We start from the raw sequence: 19,655 nt of genomic DNA, 5'->3' as shown, positions 1-19,655 counted from the left end.
TACGGGAGCAGGGTGCCGCGCGCCTTTCTTGTCCGTCCGACGCTCCTCGCGGCGGGACGCCGGAGCCGCGGCGGTTCAGGACGACATCGTCCGCTCGGGCTCGCCCTCCTCGATAAAGCCGAGCTCGTCGAACAGCGCCGTGGCGGCGCGGATCATCGCCTGCACGGAGGGCAGGTCGCGGATCTGCGGGCTCGCGGTGTGCTGCAGGTCGAGAATGCCGGCGGCCAGGCGCAGGGCCTGGATCTCGGCCCGGGCGGCCTGGGACATGTCGGAATGCGGGGCGGAGGCGTGGATCGCGAGGGCCATGATGCGTGCCTGGTCTTGAGGAGATGAGAATCGGGAAGCGGGTGCGGGAAGCGCGCCGGAGGTCATGACCAAGGCTCTTCCGCGGCGTGGAGCGCGGTAGGCGGATAGGTCCGCCCGACATAGCCGAGCGCGAGCCGGAGCAGGTCGAGGACGACCTGGTCCTCGCAGGCGGCAGCGTGCCGGTAGGCCTCGATCAGGTGTTCGGCCATCCGGTCGGCCGGGGCGCGCGACACGGCCGGCAGGTGCAGGGCCCGGAGCGGGATCGGGACGCGGGTGTCGTCGTGGTACGGCATCGCGGTTCCCCTCAGGCGGCCAGGCCGCGGCCGGCGCGGGTGCGGTCGGGCGGCGGCGGGGTACGGGCGAGGACCGAGGCGACGATGCCGTAGGCCGCTCGGGTTTCCCGTAGGGCCTCCTCGCTCATCGCGATCGAGACCGCGCAGAGCGACACGCCCTCGCAGGCCACGGGCAGGCCGAGGGGCCGCGGCCGCCAGCCGATCTCGGCGAGTTGCGGGATCCAGTAGGTCTCGACGACGAGGCTCAGGTACGGGATGCCCTGCTCGAGGCAGTGCTCGATCATGCCCGCCGAGACGATGCCGGCGGCCCGCGACAGCGGCCGCTCCTCGCGGTAGCGCGTGGAGGAGAAGAGCCGGGTGCATTCCCAGGTGCCGGGCTCGCGCGGGAGGCCGCGGATGTCGGCGAGGTGCGGGAAGACCGCGTTCAGGAGGGTCGGGCCGTCGGAGGGCAGGAGCCGGGTGCCGCCCGCCACCCGGCCGTCGCCGTCGATGGCCAGGAGGTAGCGCGTGGCCTCGGTGTCGAAACGGTCGCGCCCGGCGGCGTCGACGCTGCGCAGCGCCCGGCAGCGGCCTTCCTCGAAGGCGGCGCGGCGCAGCGCATGGTGCTGCGCCAGGGCGTCCGCGTAGGCCCCGCGGCTCGTCCGGTCGATGGCATGGAGGCGGATCATGCGCTGACGTCCCTCGGTCCAGCGCCATAAGGCCAGAGGAGGACGTCCCGCGGTATCCCGGAAAACCGGGAGGGTGACCGCCGATCGCGTGGATTCTCGCCGTTTCTCTAGAGGGTGATCTCCCGCAGCCGCAGGGCCTCGATCACCGTGTGGGTGGTGTTGCGGGTGCCGATCTTGGTGCGGGCGTTGCGCAGGTAGGTGGAGACGGTCTCGACCGAGACGCCGAGGAAGTCGGCGGTCTCCTCCTGGGTGCGCCCCTGCGCGGCGCAGGACAGCACGTCCCGCTCGCGCGCGCTCAGGAGCCGACCGCCGGGCTTGCGCCGGCGGGACGTGGTGCGGGCGGCGGCCGACCAGGCGTAGAGCCCGAGGAGGTGGACGGCGCGCCGGACCCTCGGCGTCATCTCGACCCGCTCGCCGGCCAGCGAGATCCCGCCCTGGAAGCCGTGCGCGTCGTGGATCGGCACGCAGTAGCCGGCGCCCATGCCGTGCTCGCGCGCCTCCTCCATCACCCGGCGGGCCTGCGGGGCGGTGTCGGGATCGAGGGGCGCCTCGTTCCAGGAGAACGGCTCGGTGGTGCGGAAGCAGTGCCGCACCACGGGATCGTAGCGGTAATGCCCGACCCGGTCGTAATGCGTGAGCCAGCCCTCGGGCCAGACGCTCAGCAGGAGGTTGGGGCCGAGCCGGTCGCTCGGTTGCGGCAACCGGGTGATGGCGAAGTAGGAAAAGCCGCAGCGGGCGACGAGGTCGAAGATCGTCTTCTGCACGTCCAGGGGATCCGACAGGCCGTCGAGCCCGTCGATCAGGTCGAATGATTGACGAATGAACGCATCGTCGGCGTCCGACATGTTCCACCCCTGACCCGGCACACCGCCCCGGTGCGGCGCACGCCCGTGCCGCGGCGCCCGGTCTCCCGGGGAGTATTAGAATCCTACCAGCAAAGATCAATCCGCGTCGGCGCGGCCGCCGTGGACGCCGGCCCGGCGTTGCCTCGGCGCACGTTCCGCACTATCGGGAGCCAGACAAAAGCCCTCCCCGTTGCCGAAGGTCTGGCCGATGAAAGCGCGCGTCACCGTCACCCTGAAGAACGGCGTCCTGGATCCCCAGGGCAAGGCGATCGAGGGGGCGCTGCGCTCGCTCGGGATCACCGGCATCGCCGGCGTGCGCCAGGGCAAGTTCTTCGAGGTCGAGGTCGACGCCGCCGACGAGGCGAGCGCCGAGGCCACCGTGAAGGCCGCCTGCGACCGGCTGCTCGCCAACACCGTAGTCGAGAACTACCGCGTCGAGATCGCCCGATGAAGGCCGCAATCGTCGTCTTCCCGGGCTCCAACCGCGAGCGGGACGTCGCCCGGGCCCTGCGCCTCGCCGGCGCCGAGGTGACCACCGTCTGGCACACCGAGACCGAGCTGCCCGCCGGCACCGACCTCGCGGTCCTGCCCGGCGGCTTCTCCTACGGCGACTACCTGCGCTGCGGCGCCATCGCGGGCCGCGCCCACGCCATGGACGCGGTGCGGGCCCACGCCGCCCGCGGCGGGCTGGTGCTCGGCATCTGCAACGGCTTCCAGATCCTGTGCGAGTCCGGCCTGCTGCCGGGCGTGCTGATGCGCAATGTCGGCCGCCGCTTCATCTGCCACCGCCAGACCCTGCGGGTGGAGCGCGCCGACACCGCCTTCACCAAGGCCTATGCCCAGAACGAGGTGATCGACGTCTGCGTCGCCCACGGCGAGGGCAACTACTTCGCCGACCCCGAGACCCTGGCGCGCCTCGAGGGCGAGGGCCGGGTGGCGTTCCGCTACTGCGACGCGGCCGGGCAGCTCACGGTGGAGGCCAACCGCAACGGCTCGCTCAACTCGATCGCGGGAATCTACTCCGACACCCGCAACGTGCTCGGGATGATGCCGCACCCGGAGAACTTCGTCGAAGGCCTCGTCGGCGGTACCGACGGGCGCGGCCTGTTCGAGAGCCTGGCCAAGGCGGCCTGAGGGATCTGTCGGAAAGCTTCCGCATCCCTCCCATTCACGACCTCGTCCTGAGGTGCTCACGCAGTGGGCCTCGAAGGAGGGCTCCAGGAAGCGCAGAGACTTCTGGAGCCCTCCTTCGAGGTCAGCCGATCCTCGATCGCGTGCGATCTGCGATCGCCAACACCTCAGGATGAGGTGGGTCGAATGGAATGAGTGACGACCGGGAGGCGGGCCGAGAGGCCCGCCTTTTTTGTCAGTGCCCGTCGAACTCGATCAGGGTGCGCACCGGCAGGTCGAGGGCGCGCAGGCGGTCGGCGCCGCCGAGCTCCGGCAGGTCGATGACGAAGCAGGCCGCCACCACCTCGGCGCCGATCCGGCGCAGGAGCTCGACCGCCGCCGTGGCGGTGCCGCCGGTGGCGATCAGGTCGTCGACCAGGATTACCCGGTCGCCGGGCTTCACCGCGTCGGAATGGATCTCCATCTCGTCGGTGCCGTATTCGAGCGCGTAGGCGATCGAGACCGTGGTGTGGGGCAGCTTGCCCTTCTTGCGGATCGGCACGAAGCCCGAGGAGAGCTGGTGGGCGATCGCGCCGCCGAGGATGAAGCCCCGCGCCTCGATGCCGGCGACCTGGTCGATCCGGCCGCCCGCGTAAGGGTGCACCAGCTCGTCCACGGCGCGCCGGAAGGCACGGGCATCGCCGAGCAGGGTGGTGATGTCGCGAAACACGATGCCGGGCTTCGGATAGTCCGGGATCGAGCGGATCGCGTCCTTGAGGGCGGACGTGGTGCGCGGGTCCATGCGGAGACCTTTTTCGTGAAATGTCGGCGAAGGTCCGGACCGGCAGGGAGCCGGCCCGGCGGGCGGGGTCAGCCGCCGACCTTGCGCAGGATGGCGACGAGCTCGCGCTGCAGCACCTCGTTGCCGCAGGCGACCGAGCCGGCGGTCATCGGGTCGGCGCCGCCATCGGCGCTGCTGGCGAAACCGCCCGCCTCGCGTACTAGGAGCAGGCCGGCGGCCATGTCCCAGGTCTTGATGTCTCGCTCCCAGTAGACGTCGGCCCGGCCGCAGGCCACCGCCGCGAGGTCGAGGGCGGCCGAGCCGGTCTGGCGCACGCCGCCGGTCACCGCCATCACGGCGGCGAGCTCCTTGAGCAGGCGCGGATGGCTGCCGCGGCCGAGATAGGGCGAGCCGTAGAGCGCCAGGCTGTCGGCGAGGTCCTGCCGGCCGGCGACCCGCAGGCGCTTGTTGTTGAGAAAGGCGCCCTTGCCGCGCTCCGCGAGGTAGAGCTCGTCCTTGATCGGCTCGTAGATCACCGCGGCGACGATCGTGCCCTCGCGCTCGAGGCCGACCGAGATGCAGAAATGCGGCACGCCGTGCAGGAAGTTGGTGGTGCCGTCGAGGGGATCGACGTGCCAGGTATGGGTCTTGTCCTGGCCCTCGATGACCCCGCTCTCCTCCATGATCAGGCCGTAGCCCGGCCGCGCCTTCATCAGCGCCTCGCGCAGGGTCGCCTCGGCCTTGCGGTCGGCCGCAGTGACGAAGTCGCCCGGGCCTTTTCGCGAGACCTGCAGGTTCTCGATCTCGCCGAAATCGCGCTTGAGCCCGCGCGCCGCCTTGCGCACGGCATCGACCATCACGGTCATCAGGGGGGAGACGATCATCGGGCGGCGGCTCCCGGAATGCGGGTCGGGGTCATGGGCGAAGTCCTTTGGGGCGGGCGCTGGCGCCCGCGTCGGATGAAAACGGCAAGAGCGCGCGACCGCGGGGAGGCGGGGCGCTTGGCTGGTGATTGGCTCTAGAGCATCGGCACGAGGCGAGGAAACCACTTTTCGGGCGATGCGGGGCTGATGCGCGCCGGCGGCTCTCGGCTCACGGCCCCGCCCGGTCCGCCGCCAGCCGCTCCGCCCGCGCCTTCTCGTCGGCCGTGAGGCCCGACACCGCCTGGGTCAGCCACGCATCCGAGAGCCCCTGCGCCCGGGCGGCCATGTCCCAGGCCGCGGCCTCGACGAGGTTCTTCGGGACGCCGCGGCCGCTGGCGTAGAGCCGAGCGACGCGGTTCTGGGCCACGGCGTTGCCCCGGAAGGCGGCGTGGCGGAAGTAGCGGGCGGCGCGGGCCTCGTCCTTCGCCACGCCCTCGCCGTTGAACAGCAGGATCGAGTACTCGACCTCGCCGGGCAGATCGCCGTTGTCGGCGGCGCGGCGGAACCAGTCCGCCGCCTTGGCGGTGTCCTTCGGCATCCCGCGGCCCTGGAGGTGGAGGACGCCGAGCGCGTGCTGGGCCGGGGCCAGCTCCTGGTGGGCGGCCTGGCGCAGCAGGTCGGCGGCCCGGGTCAGGTCGGCGGGCACGCCGGTGCCGAGCAGGATCAGGGCGAGGTTGTAGCTCGCCGTCGCGTCGGCCCGCGCGGCGGCCTTCTCCAGGAGGGCGCGGCCGGCGGCCTGGTCCTTCGCGACGCCCCGGCCCTCGATCTGCATCATGCCGAGCGTCGCGGCGGCGTGGGGATCGCCGAGATTGGCCGCGAGCCGGTACCATTCGGCGGCGCGGGCGGGGTCCTGGCGCACCCCCAGACCCTGGCTGTAGAGCTCCGCCAGCAGGGTCATGGCGGGAAAGTCGGTCTTGTTGGCCTCGAGCCGCTTCGTCGCCTCCTTGAAGGCCGTGACGTAGAAACCGCGCTGGTAGGCGCCGTAGGCGAGGTCGGCGTTCGGGTCCTTCGACGGCGCCGGCGGCAGCGAGGCGGCGCCCGGCAGGGTCTTGTTGGGCGCGCCGAAGGTCTGTGTGCCGAGCGGGGACGCCCCGGGCTGGACCGGCAGCACGCCGCCCGGCAGGGCCGTGCCGGCGGCCGGCGGCGTCGCGGGCGCGGGCTTGGCCGCGGCCGGCCCGGCGGCGAGGGCGACGACGAGACCGAGCGCGAGGCGGGTGGGGCGCATCCTCACCCCTCCCCGGCCGGGCGGTCCTGGATCATCCGCTGCACCTCGGCGACCGCGGCCTCGCCCCCCTCCCCGGCCCACAGGACCGGATCGAGGCCGATGAACTCGGCCCCCGTGGCGAGGAGGTCCGGTACCGCCGCGAGGTCGCGGGCGAGCGCGATGCAGGGCGTCTCGAAGATCTCGACCCACCAGGTCAGCCGCGCCACGAGGTCGTCGTGGGCGAGCTTGCCCTCGTCGCCGAACAGGACGTAGTCGGCGCCGGCCTCGCCCGCCTCCATGGCGGCGTGCTTGGTGCGCAGGCGCCCGACCCCGAGGATCCGGCCGTCGCGCAGGCGCTCGCGGAGCGCGCGCAGCGGGCTGTCGCCGTCCTCCTCCTCGTCCTCCTCGCCGTCGGCCTCCGCGGGGATCTCCGCCTCGGCCTGGTCTTCCGCGCCGTGATTGGCCGGGACGTGGACGCCGTCGGCGCCGCTGCGGGAAGCCACGGTGGCGAGATCGATGCCGCCGCCGCCGGCCAGCACCAGGGCGGCGCCGGCCTCCTGCACCGCGGGCGCCACCGCCTTGACGGCGTTGACGAGCGCCCGCTCCTCGCCGGGCGGCAGGCGCAGGATCACCGCGGCGACGTCGCCGGCCGCGACCGCGCGCGCCAGGCGCTGGCCGAGGTCCGGGCCGGCCTCGGGGGCGGTGAGGAGGATCAGGCGGGTCTGGGGATCGGCCATCTTCAGTCTGTCGCGAGGTGTCAGGACGGGGGTGTCGAAAACGCACGGGGCGGACGGCCCGCCGGCCGCCCGCCCTGCTGCATGGTCAATGGGGCGGCGATGCGGCGCGAGCCGCAGCGCCGCGCCGGGATCACTCCGCGGCGGCCTTCGAGGGGGCGAAGGACGGGTCGAGCTTGCCGGCGGCGTAGCGCTTGGCCATCTCGGAGAGCGCGATCGGACGGATCTTGCCGGCGTTGCCGGCCGTGCCGAACTCCTCGAAGCGCTGCTTGCAGAGCTTCGTCATCGCGTCCATCGCCGGCTTCAGGTACTTGCGCGGGTCGAACTCGGCCTTGTTCTCCTGCAGGATCTTGCGGATCTGGCCGGTCATCGCCATCCGGTTGTCGGTGTCGATGTTGATCTTGCGCACGCCGTGCTTGATGCCGCGCTGGATCTCCTCCACCGGCACGCCCCAGGTCGGCTTCATCTCGCCGCCGTACTGGTTGATGATGTCCTGCAGATCCTGCGGGACCGACGAGGAGCCGTGCATCACCAGGTGGGTGTTGGGCAGGCGGCGGTGGATCTCCTCGATCACGTTCATCGCCAGCACCGCGCCGTCGGGCTTGCGGGTGAACTTGTAGGCGCCGTGCGAGGTGCCCATGGCGACGGCGAGCGCGTCGACCTTGGTGGCGGCCACGAACTTCTCGGCCTCGGCCGGGTCGGTGAGCAGCTGGTCGTGCGACAGGACGCCCTCGGCGCCGTGGCCGTCCTCGGCCTCGCCCTCGCCGCTCTCGAGCGAGCCGAGCACGCCGAGCTCGCCCTCGACCGAGCAGCCGGCCCAGTGCGCCATCTCGGTCACCTTGCGGGTGATCTCGACGTTGTAATTGTAATCCGCCGGGGTCTTGCCGTCGGCCTTGAGCGACCCGTCCATCATCACCGAGGTGAAGCCGTACTGGATCGCGGTAGCGCAGGTCGCCTCGTTGTTCCCGTGATCCAGGTGCATGCAGACCGGGATGTGCGGGTAGATCTCGACGAGGCCGTCGATCAGCTTGGCCAGCACGACGTCGTTGGCGTAGGAGCGGGCGCCGCGGCTCGCCTGCAGGATCACCGGCGAGTCGGTGGCGTCGGCCGCCGCCATGATGGCGAGGCCCTGCTCCATGTTGTTGATGTTGAAGGCCGGCACCCCGTAGCCGTGCTCGGCGGCGTGGTCGAGAAGCTGCCTGAGCGTGATGCGCGCCATGTCGAAATCCTCCGAGACTGTCGATGTTGCTGGATTATAGCGGACGGGTCGGCCGGCGTCCTAACGCGACCGACCTGAACGGGAACCCTCAAGCTTGCCGGCGCAGGGCGTCGACGCCCGGGAGCGGCTTGCCCTCGAGCCACTCGAGGAAGGCGCCGCCGGCGGTCGAGATGTAGGTGAAGTCGGCCGATACGCCGGCATGGTTGAGCGCCGCCACCGTGTCGCCGCCGCCCGCCACCGAGACGAGCTTGCCGGCCTTGGTGCGCGCGGCCGCGTGGCGGGCCGCCGCCACCGTGCCCTGGTCGAAGGGCGCGATCTCGAAGGCGCCGACCGGCCCGTTCCACACCAGGGTCTTGGCGTCGTCGATCGCGGCCGCGATCCGGTCGACCGACAGGGCGCCGATGTCGAGGATCATGCCGGTCTCGGGGATCGCGTCGACCCCGTAGGTGTGGTGGGGGGCGCCGGCCTTGAATTCCTCCGCCACCACGCCGTCGACCGGCAGGATGATGGCGCAGTTGTTCTCGCGTGCCGCCTCGATGATCGCCTGGGCGGTGGCGGCCAGATCGCGCTCGCACAGCGACTTGCCGACGCCGAGGCCGGCGGCGTGCAGGAAGGTGTTGGCCATGCCGCCGCCGATCACCAGGGCGTCGACCTTGGCGACGAGGTTCTTCAGGAGGTCGATCTTGGTCGAGACCTTGGAGCCGCCGACGATCGCCACCACCGGTCGGGCCGGGGCCTCGAGACCCTTGGTGAGGGCGTCGAGCTCGGCCTGCATCAGGCGGCCGGCATAGGCAGGCAGCACGTGGGCGAGGCCTTCCGTCGAGGCGTGGGCCCGGTGGGCGGCGGAAAAGGCCTCGTTGACGTAGACGTCGCCGTTGGCGGCGAGCGCCTCGACGAAGGCCTTGTCGTTCTTCTCCTCGCCGGCGTGGAAGCGGGTGTTCTCCAGCATCAGGACGTCGCCGTCCTCGAGCGCGGCGATCGCCGAGGCGGCGGTCTCGCCGATGCAATCCTCCGCGAAGGCGACCGGGCGGCCGAGTTCCCTGGCGGTGGCCTCGGCGATCGGGCGCAGGGACTCGGCGGCGACCGGCTTGCCCTTCGGGCGGCCGAAATGGGCGAGCAGGATCACCTTGGCGCCGGCCTCGACGAGCTCGTTGAGGGTCGGCAGCACGCGCTGGATGCGGGTGGCGTCGGTGACGCGGCCCCCGTCCATCGGCACGTTGAAATCGACGCGGACGAGGACGCGCTTGCCCTTGAGGTCGCCGGCATCGTCGAGGGTACGGAACTGGGTCATCGGCGGGGCACCTTGTGGGGGTGGCGCGGCGCGGATCAGCGCAGCGGGATCAGGGACTGGAGGTTGAGGCGCTGGGCCACCAGGGTCAGCGCCACCGTCAGCACGGCCGTGACGATCGCCGTGACGATCAGGGCGCCGGCGCCCGGCAGGCGGCGGGTGCGGTCGGAGAGTGCCCGGACCTCGGCGCGCAGGGCCGCGAGGTCGGCCTGGCGGGCGGCCTCGTTCATGCGGGCGCCGGCCGCCTCGACCCGGTCCTCGACGCGGGCGAGCAGGGCCTCGGAGCGGGCGTACTTGTCCTCGATCCGCGAGGCCTTGTCCTCGATGCGGGCGAGCTGGTCGGCGACCTGCGCCGGCAGCGCGAAGGGTTGCGGCTGCGCGGAGACCTGAGCGGGAACGGAAGCCGGCGGGACCTGCGCCGGCACGACGGGGGTCGCGTTCGGCGGCGGAGCGGCCGGAGTCGGAACCCGCCCCTGCGGCAGGGCGGCGTCGGCGGCGTTCGCGGGGCGGGGGGCGGGCACGGCGTCGGTCATCGGCGGATCCTCGGGGGCGAATCCTTGCGGGACGAAGCGGGCGGCCCCGCGCCGGGGCCGCCCGAAAGCGAAGGCCGGCGCCCGAGGGAGCCGGCCCGTCGCGTCGGCCGTGATCAGATGAGCTTGGCCATCGCGATGGCGGTGTCGGCCATGCGGTTCGAGAAGCCCCACTCGTTGTCGTACCAGGTCAGCACGCGCACGAAGGTGCCGTCCATGACCTTGGTCTGGTCGATGTGGAAGGTCGAGGAGTGGGGGTCGTGGTTGAAGTCGATCGAGACGTTCGGGGCCTCGGTGAAGCCGAGCACGCCCTTGAGCGGGCCGTTCGCCGCCGCCTTGATCGCCTCGTTGATCTCGGCGACCGAGGTGGCGCGCTTGGAGTTGAACTTGAAGTCGACGACCGAGACGTTCGGGGTCGGCACGCGGATCGAGGTGCCGTCGAGGCGGCCGTTGAGCTCCGGCAGCACCAGGCCGACGGCCTTGGCGGCGCCGGTCGTGGTCGGGATCATCGACAGGGACGCGGCGCGGGCCCGGTACAGGTCCTTGTGCATCTGGTCCAGCGACGGCTGGTCGTTGGTGTAGGAGTGGATCGTGGTCATGAAGCCGCGCTCGATGCCGACGGCGTCGTTGAGCACCTTGGCGACCGGAGCCAGGCAGTTGGTGGTGCACGAGGCGTTGGAGACCACGAGGTGGTCGGCCGTCAGCTTGTCGTGGTTCACGCCGTAGACGACCGTGAGGTCGGCGCCGTCCGCGGGAGCGGACACGAGGACGCGCTTGGCGCCGGCGTCGAGGTGGAGCTTCGCCTTGTCCTTCGAGGTGAAGATGCCGGTGCATTCCATCGCGATGTCGACGCCGAGCTCGCGGTGGGGCAGCTCGGCCGGGTTCTTGATCGCGGTGACGCGGATGCGCTGGCCGTCGACCACGATGTGGTCGCCCTCGACCGTGACGGTGCCGGGGAACTTGCCGTGGACCGAATCGAAGCGCAGCAGGTGGGCGTTGGTCTCGACCGGGCCGAGATCGTTGATGGCCACGACCTCGATGTCGGTGCGGCCGGCTTCCTTGATGGCGCGCAGGACGTTGCGGCCGATGCGTCCGAAGCCGTTGATGGCGACCTTGACCGTCATGTGTTGTCTCCCTTGGGGTTAGGCGTGGCGGAGATGTGGGGACGCGTCGTCCCTCGGGGGCGGAAGGCCCCTCGAGGGTGGATCGCCCCGTGAAGGCGTGGCGCTCGCGGGGGCCGGAGAATCCAGGCGGCGGGCCGGGCCGGGCGGCTCGGGCGCGCAGTACCTCGGCCGGGGCGGGGCGCGCCTGAATGATGAGTGGCGAGGCTGAAGGGGGACCGGCTCCGGCCGGCGGAGCCCGCTGCGCCCGTGGTCCCGCACACGCCTGCCGTCCCGACGGGGACGGTACGGGCGGAAAGCACGGGAGGCGTCACGGCAGCTCGTATTCCGTCAATCCGCCGGCGACAGCCGTCCGGCGGGGGCGCCGGCTTCCTATCATGGTGCCGGAGCGTGTCAAACCCGAGCGGAGCCTTGGGGAAAACCCCATCCGGCGGCGGCGGCGATCCGGCCGCGTCGCGTGGTCTTGCGGCGGATTAAACCTTGCTTGGCACCGTCCGCGGGCGCGCCGATCTTTCGCCGAGCGTCCCGGCGCGACGCCGTCAACGGCGCGCGACGACGACGATGCACGAGAGCTTCGGGAGAGACGCTTAACCATACGAGAGCAAGGAGCGGACGACGCTGGGAACCGTAACGAAGATTGCGTCCGCCGACCTGTATGCCGGGGGGTACGGGTGACGACACCATGCAGATCGATCTCCACACTCTCTATTGCCTGATCGTCGGGACGCTGCTCGTCGCCGGCGCGATGACGCTCTGGGAGCGCCAGGCGCATCCGCGGCGGGCCCGCGAGCTCGGGATCTGGGCCGGCGCCTGCCTGACCTTCGCGGCGGGACTCGTCCTGGCGATGAACCGGGCGCTCCTGCCGGGCGTCCTCGGCCCGGCGCTCGTCAACCTGGTGATCGTGACCGGCTACCTGATGGTGCTGCACGGCGTGCGTCACCTCGACGGGCGGGCGCGGCTGCGCGTGCCGCTCGGGGTGCTCGCCGGCCTCGCGCTCCTGTGGGCCACCCTCGGGGTGCACTTTCCCGGGCCGTTCTGGAACTACGTCGCCTCGCTGCCGATCGCGCTGGCCTGCGGGCTGACTGCGCTGGCACTGCTGCGCAGCCGCACCGCCCGGCCGTTGCGGGCGCGGCAGGTCGCGATCGCGGTGTCGGGCGGCCACGCGCTGTTCAACCTGGCGCGGGCGGTCCTGACGCCGGCGCTCGTCGCGGCCTATGGCGACGGGCTGCTGCCGGCCTTCGGCAAGGCGACGATGTACGAGGGCGTGCTCTACTCCGTCGCCATGCCGATGAGCTTGATCGCGCTGGTGCGCGAGGAGGCCCAGGCCCAGGCGGTCGCGGCGTCGCGCACCGACTACCTCACCGGCATCGCCAACCGCCACGGCTTCTTCGAGGCCGGCGACCGGCTCATGGCCGGGCTGGCGCCGGAGCGGCCGGCGGCCCTGCTCGCGTTCGACCTCGACCACTTCAAGGCGATCAACGACCGCCACGGCCATGCCGCCGGCGACGCGGTGCTGCGGCTCTTCGCCGATACCACCCGGCGGATCGCCGGGCCCGGCGCCGTGATCGGCCGTCTCGGCGGCGAGGAGTTCGCCACCCTCCTGCCCGGGCTCGACGTGGCGGCGGCCCGGCGGGTCGGCGAGGACGTCGCCCGGGCCTTCGCGGCGGCGGCGACGGATCGCGACGGCCCCGGCATCCCGGCGACCGTCAGCGTCGGCCTCGCGGTGGCCGGGGCCGAGGACCGGGATCTGCCGGCGCTGCTCTCGGCCGCCGACCGGGCGCTCTACCGGGCCAAGGCCGGCGGCCGGAACCGGCTCGAGGTCGCCGCGGCGGCCTGATTGTCCCCAGCCCCGCCCCGGGAAGCCTGGGCGAATCCGGCACGGCGATTGCGAGGCGCGACGCGGCGCTTTAGGGTTTTTTCCGGATTGTCGCGTTTTCGGAGATCAGAATGACCGCAGCGGTGGAGGAAGCGCTGCGCCGCCTCGAAGCCTCGGTGGCCCTCCTCGAATCCGCGGTGGCGCGCCGGCTCGATGCGGAACGCAGCCACAGCGACCTCGAGACCGAGCTCGAGATCATGCGCGACGACCGGGCCCGGCTGGCCGCGGAGCTGGACGGGGCGACGGCGCGCCTCGCCGAGGTGCAATCCGTGACCGAGGACGTGGACCACCGCCTCGGCCGCGCCATCGGCACCGTCGAGGGCGTGCTCGGGCGCGCCGGCGAGCGCGGCGAGGCCTGACCGCCCTCCCCTGGCCTGCCGTCCGACGACTGCTTTCGACATCCCCAGTCCCGATCGTCCCCAGCCCCGATCGTCCGCCGACCGGCGGACCGATGCCCCGGGCGACTCCATCCCCCCCAGGTGACTCCATGCCCCAAGTGACCGTCACCATCGCCGGCAAGACCTACCGCATGGCCTGCGGCGAGGGCGAGGAGCGCCACCTCGAGGGGCTGGCCGCGAGCTTCGACGCCCGCATCGGCGACATGCGCAAGGCCTTCGGCGAGATCGGCGACATGCGCCTGCACGTCATGGCGGCGCTGACCCTGGCGGACGAGCTGGCCGAGACCAAGCGCCGGATGGAGGCGATGGAGCGCGAGACCGCGGCTTTGCGCGAATCCAGCGATGCCGGCACCGCCGAGCGCGAGGGCGCCGAGGCGCGCCTCGCCGAGACCGTCCAGCGCACCGCCGAGCGGATCGAGCGCCTGGCGAAGCGACTCGGATCGGCGCCCGGAGGGGCGCAGGGGAACTGAGGCCGGCGGGGTCGTCCCGGGAGGGATCGGCCGAGACTGGAGCGGCACCCGATCGCGGTGCGGCACGGGCAGGTTGCGCGGTGCGGGAGCGACGGCCGGCATCCTGCAGCACCCTGTACCGTGGCGTCGCGGCGGCAGCCTGCCCCGGGTCCTTGATTGTACCGCATCGTCTCTCGACGAGCCGGCAACCCGCTTCGTCGAATCCCGCCCCTGGCAAAGCCGCACCGACCGCCCCTCGGCGGTCCCGGCAGTCGCCATGCCGGGGTCGCGCGCCGGCGACGCCCGGACGCGGGGAGGATTTTCCGACCAATTCGAGGGCGGGAGCCATCGGTCCGGGGGACACCGTGGCGAGCCACCGGCCATCATCGTGCCGTCGGAGCCGGGACCGGCTCCGACGCATCGATCAGCGCGTCACACGCGCCCCGGGTAGTTCGGGCTCTCGCGGGTGATCGTTACGTCGTGGACGTGGCTCTCGCGCAGGCCCGCATTGGTGATGCGGATGAACTGCGCCTTCTCCTGCATCTCGGGGATCGACGGGGCGCCGACATAGCCCATGGCGGCGCGCAGGCCGCCCGAGAGCTGGTGCAGCACCGCGGCGACCGGGCCCTTGTAGGGGACCTGGCCCTCGATGCCCTCCGGCACGAGCTTGTGGGTGTCGCTGACCTCGGCCTGGAAGTAGCGGTCGGCCGAGCCGCGCGCCATGGCGCCGACCGAGCCCATGCCCCGGTAGCTCTTGTACGAGCGGCCCTGGTACAGGAACACCTCGCCGGGGGCCTCGTCGGTGCCGGCGAGCAGCGAGCCGAGCATCGCCACCGAGGCGCCGGCGGCGATCGCCTTGGCGAGGTCGCCCGAATACTTGATGCCGCCGTCGGCGATCACCGGCACGTCGGCCTCGTTGCCGGCCTCGACCGCCTCCATGATGGCGGTGAGCTGGGGCACGCCGACGCCGGCGACGATGCGGGTGGTGCAGATCGAGCCCGGGCCGATGCCGACCTTGATGGCGTCGGCGCCGGCATCGATCAGCGCCTGGGCGCCCTCGCGGGTCGCGACGTTGCCGGCGATGACCTGCACGGCGTTCGACAGGGTCTTCACCCGGCGCACGCTCTCCAGCACCTTGGCCGAGTGGCCGTGGGCGGTATCGACCACGATCACGTCGCAGCCGGCATCGATCAGGCGCTCGGCCCGCTCGAAGCCGCCGTCGCCGGTGGTGGTGGCGGCGGCGACCCGCAGGCGGCCCTGCTCGTCCTTGATCGCGTTCGGGTAGGCGACCTGCTTCTCGATGTCCTTGACGGTGATCAGCCCGATGCAGCGGTAGTGGTCGTCGACGACGAGCAGCTTCTCGATGCGGAACTGGTGCAGCAGGCGCTTGGCCTCGTCCTGGGTCACGCCCTCGCGCACGGTGATCAGCCGGTCGCGGGTCATCAGCTCGGCGACGGGCTGGCTCTGGTTGGTGGCGAACCGCGTGTCGCGGTTGGTCAGGATGCCGACGAGCTTGCCGCGCGAGCCGTTGGGGCCGCGCTCGACCACCGGAATGCCCGAGATGCCGTGCTGGCGCATCAGCGTGTAGGCGTCGGCCAGGGTCTCGTCCGGGTGGATGGTGATCGGGTTGAGCACCATGCCGGACTCGTACTTCTTGACCAGCCGCACCTGCTCGGCCTGCTCCGGCGGCTCGAGGTTGCGGTGGATTACCCCGAGGCCGCCGTTCTGCGCCATCGCGATGGCCATCCGGGCCTCGGTCACGGTGTCCATCGCCGAGGCGATGATCGGCATGTTGAGCTTGATCGTGCGGGTGAGGCGGGTGCCGAGATTCACCTCGGCCGGCATCACCGAGGATGCGGCGGGGCGGAGCAGGACGTCGTCGAAGGTCAGGCCCTCGATGATCGAATCCGTGATGATGCGGGCCATGAACCAACTCCTGCTGCCTGCGGACCCCGGAAGAGGCCGCAGAATCGGCGCCGTGCCGGGCGCTCTGCCGGGCAATCTGCCTGTATTGAGTTGGCACGGGCCGATAGCACGCGTCCGTGACGGGCGCAAAGCGCTATCGCCGCAGCGCAGCGATGCGATCCACGCCTGTTGCGGGAGCGGCGCCCGCTCACGCCCCGCTCCGGGCGGGCGTGAGCACGAATTCGGACCAGTCCGGCGCCCGCATCGCCCGCCGGTAGGCCACCACCGTGCCGGGCCAGAGCGCGATGTTGTGGCCGGCCGCGTCCTGGTACCAGCTGGCGCAGCCGCCCTGCTGCCAGATGCTGCCCGACAGCCGCGCCTCGAGCTCGGCGAGGTGGCGCGCCTGGGCCTCCGGCGCCGGCTCGATCGCGGCGAGGTGGCGCGCCTTCATCTCGGCGAGGCAGGCGAGCACGTACTCGACCTGCGCCTCGATCATCAGCACGACCGAGTTGTGGCCCAGCCCCGTATTGGGGCCGAGCAGCATGAAGAAGTTGGGGAAACCCGCGAGCGCGACGCCGCGATGCGCCGCCACCCGCTCGCCCCAGGCGCGGGCGAGGATCAGCCCGTCGCGGCCGACCACCGGCACCCGGGCGAGGGAGGCGGTGACGTCGAACCCGGTGGCGAGCACCAGCACGTCGAGGGGATGGTGGGTCCCGTCCGCCATCGTCACGCCGTCCGGGGTCACGGCGCGGATCGGGCCGGTCTCGAGCGCCACGTTCGGCCGGGTCAGGGCCGGGTAGAACTCGTCGGAGATCAGCACCCGCTTGCAGCCGAGGCGGTAGGGGGGGCGGAGCTTCGCCCGCAGGGCCGGATCGCGGACCTGGCGGCGCAGGTGGAGCCGGCTCGCCATCTCGGCGAGGCGAGTGAGGCGCGAGACGCGGGTGAAGCCCAGGGCCGCCTGCGCCTCCCGCAGCCAGAACTGGGCGCCGCGCAGGAGCCGGCGCGCGAGCGGGAGGCGGCGAAACAGGGCGTGGAGCCGCGGGCCGATCGCCCGGTCGTTGCGCGGCATCACCCAGGGCGGCGTGCGCTGGAACAGCACCAGCCGGCCGACCTCGGGGGCGACGGCCGGTACGACCTGGATCGCGCTCGCCCCCGTGCCGATCACGCCGACGCGCCGGCCCGCGAGCGGCACGCGGTGGTCCCAGACGGCGGTGTGGAAGAGCGGGCCGCGGAAGGACGAGAGGCCGGGAATCGCCGGCAGCGCCGGGTGGTGCAGGGCGCCCATGCCGGAGACCAGCACCCGGGCCTCGACGGGTCCGCGATCGGTCTCGACCCGCCACAGCGCCCGCCCCTCGTCCCAGACCGCGCCGGTGACGGCGGTGGAGAGGGCCAGGCAACGCGCGAGGTCGAACCGCTCGACCAGCCCGCCCAGGTAGGCGGCGATCTCGGGCTGGCCGGCATAGGTCCGGGTCCAGTCGGCCTTCGGCGCGAAGGAGAGCGCGTAGAGATGGGCCGGAATGTCGCAGGCCGCGCCCGGATAGGTGTTGGTGTGCCAGGTCCCGCCGACCGACACGGCCTTCTCGACCACCATCACGTCGTCGATGCCGGCCTGGCGGCAGCGGATCGCCATGGCGAGGCCGGAGAAGCCCGCGCCGATCACCAGGACGGCGAGCGGGGTCGTCGGCCAGGGCGGGGCGTCGCGGGCGGGCTCGTCCGTCACCGCGCCGCCTCCGGCGCGCGCGCATGGTCCTTCAGGAAGGCGGCGGCCTCGGACAGGGAGCGGCGTCCTTCCGGCACGAACGAATGGGCGAGCTGCCAGACATGCGGCACCACCGGCCAGAGCTTCACGGTGGCGTTCACGCCCGCCGCCCGCGCCTTGTCGGCGAAGCGCACGGAATCGTCGCGCAGCACCTCGCGCTCCCCGACGTGGAACAGGAGCGGCGGCAGGCCGGCGGGGTCGCCGTAGAGCGGCGAGGCGAGCGGGTCGGCGGGGTCGTGGCCGGCGAGGTAGAGGTCGACGAGGTGCTGGAGCTTGGTCGGGTCGAACATCGCGTCGCGGCGGGCATTGGTGCGCATCGACGCGCCCTGCCCCAGCATGTCGGTCGAGGGCGAGAACAGCACGGCGGCCTGCGGTTGCGGCAGGCCGTCCCGGCGCGCCCGCAGCATCAGGGCGAGCGCCAGGTTGCCGCCGGCGGAATCGCCCGCGACGCCGGCCGGCCCCGCGGCCGCGAAGGCCGACCAGCAGGCGGCCGCGTCGTCGAGGGCGGCCGGGAACGGATGCTCGGGGGCGAGGCGGTAATCGGGGCAGAACACCCGGAAGCCCCGGGCGGCGAAGCCGCCGGTGAACGGCCGGTGGGTGCGGGGCGAGCAGGCGATGAAGCCGCCGCCGTGCAGGTAGAGCAGGCGGGGCGCGTCGGGCGCGAGCCCCGGGCGCTCGGCCCACTCGCCCGGGACGCCGCCGACCTCGCCGTCGCGAAACGCGATGCCGGGCAGGTCGGGAAAGCCGCCCTGGTTCATGACCCGCCGGATCGCCGCGACGTCGCCACCGGCGCGGGCGATCTTCGGCCGGACCTGCCAGCGGATGATCCAAGTGAAGAAATGGGCGCGCAGGCTGGTCATCACGGGTCACTCCATGGCGCGGGCGATCAGCGACCAGTAGCGCACCGGCATCAGCCGCTGGATCAGCGCCACCTGGGCGGCATCGCGGCCGACGACGATGCGGGGCTCGCGCCGGGCGATGCCGGCGAGGATGCGCTCGGCCGCCGCCTGCGGGGACAGGCGCAGGAAGCGCTCGGCCGCCTGCTTGCCGCGGGCGACCTCGGCGGGGTCGAGGCGCGGGCCGGCCCGCGCGTTGCGGGCGATGGCGGTGGCGACGCCCCCCGGATGGACGACGCTGACCCCGAGATTGGTGCCGGCATATTCGTGCCGCAGCGCCTCGGAGAAGCCGCGCACCGCGAACTTGCTCGCCGCGTAGGCGGTCTGGCCCGGGGGCGCGACGAGGCCGTAGAGGCTCGAGAGGTTGACGATCTGGGCTGCGGGGCGGCTCTCGAGCACGGGCAGGAATGCGTGGGTCATCCGCACCACGGCGCGGAAGTTCACGTCCATCAGCCAGTCGAAATCGGGCAGGTCGAGGTCGGCGAAGCGGCCGGCGAGCGCCACGCCCGCATTGTTCACGAGGAGGTCAAGGGGCCCGTGGCGGGCGGCGACCTTCTCCGGCAAGGCCGCGATGGCGGCGGCGTCCGTGAGGTCGAGGCAATGGGCGCCGACGTCGCGTCCGAGTGCCCGGACGGCCGCCTCGGTGCGGGCGAGGCCGTCGGGATCGCGATCGACGAGGACGAGGCGGGCGCCGCGCCGGGCGAGACCGGCCGCGAGCGCCGCGCCGATGCCGCCGCCGGCCCCGGTGACCAGGGCCAGCTTGTCGTGCAGGGGAAAGGCGTCCGCCAATGCGCGCTCCGTCCGGGCCCGGGAATGCCTGAATCGCCCGGGCCGGGCGGGAGCGCAAGGGTGGAGGCGAGCGGCGTCAGGCCGCGCGGTGGAGGGTCTTGGGCAGCTCGACGTCGATCTCCAGGGTCGAGACGGCGTCGCCCCGCTCCATGGTGATCTTCACCTTCTCCTGGTCGATGGCGACGTGCTTGGCGATGACCGCGAGGATCTCCTCGCGCAGCACCGCCACCAGGTCCGAACGGCCGAAGGCGGTGCGCTCGTGCGCCAGCAGGATCTGAAGGCGCTCGCGCGCCACCGGCGCCGTCCCGCGCCGCGACAGGAAGCTCAGCAGGTTCATGCCGCCCTCCTGGTGAACAGCTTGCCCAGGAGAGACCGCTTCTCGCTCGGCACGGTCATCGCCACCGTCTCGCCCTTGAGCCGGCGCACCGCATCCGCGTAGGCCCGCGCCGGCGCGCTCTGCGGCGCGTTCAGCGTCACCGGGCTGCCGAGGTTCGAGGCCTTCAGCACCTCCTCGCTCTCCGGGATCACCGCCAGAAGCGGGATCGACAGGATCTCGAGCAC

22 protein-coding genes and 1 pseudogene are annotated in these 19,655 nt (G+C 72.5%); 5 read left to right on the top strand and 18 right to left on the bottom strand.

What is annotated here, in order from left to right:
• Positions 1 to 75: 75 nt before the first annotated feature.
• From HPY23_RS03335 to HPY23_RS03320, 4 genes are all read right to left on the bottom strand, one after another.
• Complete coding sequence (locus HPY23_RS03335) at positions 76 to 306, bottom strand: hypothetical protein (protein WP_060849793.1); 231 nt, start codon at positions 304 to 306, stop codon at positions 76 to 78.
• A gap of 62 nt (positions 307 to 368) precedes the next feature.
• A complete protein-coding gene (locus HPY23_RS03330) occupies positions 369 to 599 on the bottom strand; it encodes a hypothetical protein (protein WP_091882661.1) in 231 nt (76 codons plus the stop codon).
• Between the two features lie 11 nt (positions 600 to 610).
• Complete coding sequence (locus HPY23_RS03325) at positions 611 to 1,267, bottom strand: acyl-homoserine-lactone synthase (protein ID WP_060849791.1); 657 nt, start codon at positions 1,265 to 1,267, stop codon at positions 611 to 613.
• Positions 1,268 to 1,374: 107 nt separating this feature from the next.
• Positions 1,375 to 2,112 carry a LuxR family transcriptional regulator gene (locus HPY23_RS03320; protein ID WP_060849790.1) on the bottom strand — a complete coding sequence of 246 codons (738 nt, stop codon included), beginning with the start codon at positions 2,110 to 2,112 and terminating at the stop codon, positions 1,375 to 1,377.
• Between the two features lie 208 nt (positions 2,113 to 2,320).
• Here HPY23_RS03320 and purS point away from each other — a divergent pair, with 208 nt between their 5' ends.
• Both purS and purQ read left to right on the top strand, forming a co-directional pair.
• Entirely contained in the window at positions 2,321 to 2,563 is a 243-nt protein-coding gene (gene purS, locus HPY23_RS03315) for a phosphoribosylformylglycinamidine synthase subunit PurS (RefSeq protein WP_060850814.1), read from the top strand.
• On the top strand, positions 2,560 to 3,246 hold the full coding sequence (gene purQ, locus HPY23_RS03310; RefSeq protein ID WP_060849789.1) for a phosphoribosylformylglycinamidine synthase subunit PurQ: 687 nt from the start codon (positions 2,560 to 2,562) through the stop codon (positions 3,244 to 3,246). Before purS ends, purQ begins: the two co-directional genes overlap by 4 nt.
• A 232-nt stretch (positions 3,247 to 3,478) precedes the next feature.
• On the opposite strand, the gene HPY23_RS03305 is transcribed toward purQ, so the two are convergent.
• The 8 genes from HPY23_RS03305 to gap all read right to left on the bottom strand — a co-directional run bounded on the left by HPY23_RS03305 (position 3,479) and on the right by gap (position 11,025).
• Complete coding sequence (locus HPY23_RS03305) at positions 3,479 to 4,024, bottom strand: adenine phosphoribosyltransferase (protein WP_060849788.1); 546 nt, start codon at positions 4,022 to 4,024, stop codon at positions 3,479 to 3,481.
• Positions 4,025 to 4,092: 68 nt separating this feature from the next.
• Complete coding sequence (locus HPY23_RS03300) at positions 4,093 to 4,887, bottom strand: inositol monophosphatase family protein (RefSeq protein ID WP_060849787.1); 795 nt, start codon at positions 4,885 to 4,887, stop codon at positions 4,093 to 4,095.
• A gap of 208 nt (positions 4,888 to 5,095) precedes the next feature.
• A complete protein-coding gene (locus tag HPY23_RS03295) occupies positions 5,096 to 6,151 on the bottom strand; it encodes a tetratricopeptide repeat protein (RefSeq protein ID WP_082742859.1) in 1,056 nt (351 codons plus the stop codon).
• A 2-nt stretch (positions 6,152 to 6,153) separates the two neighbouring features.
• Positions 6,154 to 6,867 carry a thiamine phosphate synthase gene (locus HPY23_RS03290; protein WP_091882667.1) on the bottom strand — a complete coding sequence of 238 codons (714 nt, stop codon included), beginning with the start codon at positions 6,865 to 6,867 and terminating at the stop codon, positions 6,154 to 6,156.
• Between the two features lie 130 nt (positions 6,868 to 6,997).
• The gene (gene fba / locus HPY23_RS03285) at positions 6,998 to 8,083 is read right to left on the bottom strand and encodes a class II fructose-bisphosphate aldolase (RefSeq protein WP_060849785.1); all 1,086 of its coding nucleotides are present in this window, start codon (positions 8,081 to 8,083) and stop codon (positions 6,998 to 7,000) included.
• An 88-nt stretch (positions 8,084 to 8,171) separates the two neighbouring features.
• Complete coding sequence (locus HPY23_RS03280; RefSeq protein WP_091882671.1) at positions 8,172 to 9,374, bottom strand: phosphoglycerate kinase; 1,203 nt, start codon at positions 9,372 to 9,374, stop codon at positions 8,172 to 8,174.
• A gap of 35 nt (positions 9,375 to 9,409) precedes the next feature.
• On the bottom strand, positions 9,410 to 9,904 hold the full coding sequence (locus HPY23_RS03275; protein ID WP_060849783.1) for a hypothetical protein: 495 nt from the start codon (positions 9,902 to 9,904) through the stop codon (positions 9,410 to 9,412).
• 113 nt (positions 9,905 to 10,017) lie between these two features.
• A complete protein-coding gene (gap, locus tag HPY23_RS03270) occupies positions 10,018 to 11,025 on the bottom strand; it encodes a type I glyceraldehyde-3-phosphate dehydrogenase (RefSeq protein WP_060849782.1) in 1,008 nt (335 codons plus the stop codon).
• 679 nt (positions 11,026 to 11,704) lie between these two features.
• Here gap and HPY23_RS03265 point away from each other — a divergent pair.
• From HPY23_RS03265 to HPY23_RS03255, 3 genes are all read left to right on the top strand, one after another.
• Entirely contained in the window at positions 11,705 to 12,859 is a 1,155-nt protein-coding gene (locus HPY23_RS03265; RefSeq protein ID WP_091882674.1) for a GGDEF domain-containing protein, read from the top strand.
• Positions 12,860 to 12,969: 110 nt separating this feature from the next.
• Positions 12,970 to 13,257, top strand: coding sequence for a DUF4164 domain-containing protein (locus tag HPY23_RS03260; RefSeq protein ID WP_048430045.1), 288 nt, complete (start codon positions 12,970 to 12,972; stop codon positions 13,255 to 13,257).
• Between the two features lie 128 nt (positions 13,258 to 13,385).
• Entirely contained in the window at positions 13,386 to 13,766 is a 381-nt protein-coding gene (locus HPY23_RS03255; RefSeq protein WP_091749066.1) for a cell division protein ZapA, read from the top strand.
• 411 nt (positions 13,767 to 14,177) lie between these two features.
• Here HPY23_RS03255 and guaB read toward each other — a convergent pair whose 3' ends face one another.
• The 6 genes and pseudogenes from guaB to HPY23_RS32790 form a co-directional block, all read right to left on the bottom strand.
• Complete coding sequence (gene guaB, locus HPY23_RS03250; RefSeq protein ID WP_060849779.1) at positions 14,178 to 15,671, bottom strand: IMP dehydrogenase; 1,494 nt, start codon at positions 15,669 to 15,671, stop codon at positions 14,178 to 14,180.
• 187 nt (positions 15,672 to 15,858) lie between these two features.
• Entirely contained in the window at positions 15,859 to 17,370 is a 1,512-nt protein-coding gene (locus tag HPY23_RS03245) for a flavin-containing monooxygenase (RefSeq protein WP_244537495.1), read from the bottom strand.
• Complete coding sequence (locus HPY23_RS03240) at positions 17,367 to 18,269, bottom strand: alpha/beta hydrolase (RefSeq protein ID WP_091882677.1); 903 nt, start codon at positions 18,267 to 18,269, stop codon at positions 17,367 to 17,369. The genes HPY23_RS03245 and HPY23_RS03240 overlap by 4 nt, the downstream gene beginning before the upstream one ends.
• 6 nt (positions 18,270 to 18,275) lie before the next feature.
• Entirely contained in the window at positions 18,276 to 19,094 is an 819-nt protein-coding gene (locus HPY23_RS03235) for an SDR family NAD(P)-dependent oxidoreductase (protein ID WP_091882679.1), read from the bottom strand.
• 76 nt (positions 19,095 to 19,170) lie between these two features.
• Positions 19,171 to 19,431, bottom strand: a complete 261-nt coding sequence (gene minE / locus HPY23_RS03230) for a cell division topological specificity factor MinE (protein WP_091749056.1) — start codon at positions 19,429 to 19,431, stop codon at positions 19,171 to 19,173.
• Positions 19,428 to 19,655: pseudogene (locus HPY23_RS32790) on the bottom strand (septum site-determining protein MinD); the annotation flags it as partial. The pseudogene HPY23_RS32790 and the gene minE, both read right to left, overlap by 4 nt.

The sequence above is a fragment of the Methylobacterium ajmalii genome (assembly GCF_016613415.1).
Lineage (GTDB): Bacteria > Pseudomonadota > Alphaproteobacteria > Rhizobiales > Beijerinckiaceae > Methylobacterium > Methylobacterium ajmalii.
The sequence above is the reverse complement of the archived record's forward strand: the minus strand, read 5'-3'. Positions and strand labels throughout refer to the sequence as shown.

Coding starts and splice junctions, on each gene's coding strand:
- HPY23_RS03335 (WP_060849793.1), bottom strand. CDS start 306: ATGGCCCTCGCGATCCACGCCTCCGCCCCGCATTCCGACATGTCCCAG.
- HPY23_RS03330 (WP_091882661.1), bottom strand. CDS start 599: ATGCCGTACCACGACGACACCCGCGTCCCGATCCCGCTCCGGGCCCTG.
- HPY23_RS03325 (WP_060849791.1), bottom strand. CDS start 1,267: ATGATCCGCCTCCATGCCATCGACCGGACGAGCCGCGGGGCCTACGCG.
- HPY23_RS03320 (WP_060849790.1), bottom strand. CDS start 2,112: ATGTCGGACGCCGACGATGCGTTCATTCGTCAATCATTCGACCTGATC.
- purS (WP_060850814.1), top strand. CDS start 2,321: ATGAAAGCGCGCGTCACCGTCACCCTGAAGAACGGCGTCCTGGATCCC.
- purQ (WP_060849789.1), top strand. CDS start 2,560: ATGAAGGCCGCAATCGTCGTCTTCCCGGGCTCCAACCGCGAGCGGGAC.
- HPY23_RS03305 (WP_060849788.1), bottom strand. CDS start 4,024: ATGGACCCGCGCACCACGTCCGCCCTCAAGGACGCGATCCGCTCGATC.
- HPY23_RS03300 (WP_060849787.1), bottom strand. CDS start 4,887: ATGATCGTCTCCCCCCTGATGACCGTGATGGTCGATGCCGTGCGCAAG.
- HPY23_RS03295 (WP_082742859.1), bottom strand. CDS start 6,151: ATGCGCCCCACCCGCCTCGCGCTCGGTCTCGTCGTCGCCCTCGCCGCC.
- HPY23_RS03290 (WP_091882667.1), bottom strand. CDS start 6,867: ATGGCCGATCCCCAGACCCGCCTGATCCTCCTCACCGCCCCCGAGGCC.
- fba (WP_060849785.1), bottom strand. CDS start 8,083: ATGGCGCGCATCACGCTCAGGCAGCTTCTCGACCACGCCGCCGAGCAC.
- HPY23_RS03280 (WP_091882671.1), bottom strand. CDS start 9,374: ATGACCCAGTTCCGTACCCTCGACGATGCCGGCGACCTCAAGGGCAAG.
- HPY23_RS03275 (WP_060849783.1), bottom strand. CDS start 9,904: ATGACCGACGCCGTGCCCGCCCCCCGCCCCGCGAACGCCGCCGACGCC.
- gap (WP_060849782.1), bottom strand. CDS start 11,025: ATGACGGTCAAGGTCGCCATCAACGGCTTCGGACGCATCGGCCGCAAC.
- HPY23_RS03265 (WP_091882674.1), top strand. CDS start 11,705: ATGCAGATCGATCTCCACACTCTCTATTGCCTGATCGTCGGGACGCTG.
- HPY23_RS03260 (WP_048430045.1), top strand. CDS start 12,970: ATGACCGCAGCGGTGGAGGAAGCGCTGCGCCGCCTCGAAGCCTCGGTG.
- HPY23_RS03255 (WP_091749066.1), top strand. CDS start 13,386: ATGCCCCAAGTGACCGTCACCATCGCCGGCAAGACCTACCGCATGGCC.
- guaB (WP_060849779.1), bottom strand. CDS start 15,671: ATGGCCCGCATCATCACGGATTCGATCATCGAGGGCCTGACCTTCGAC.
- HPY23_RS03240 (WP_091882677.1), bottom strand. CDS start 18,269: ATGACCAGCCTGCGCGCCCATTTCTTCACTTGGATCATCCGCTGGCAG.
- minE (WP_091749056.1), bottom strand. CDS start 19,431: ATGAACCTGCTGAGCTTCCTGTCGCGGCGCGGGACGGCGCCGGTGGCG.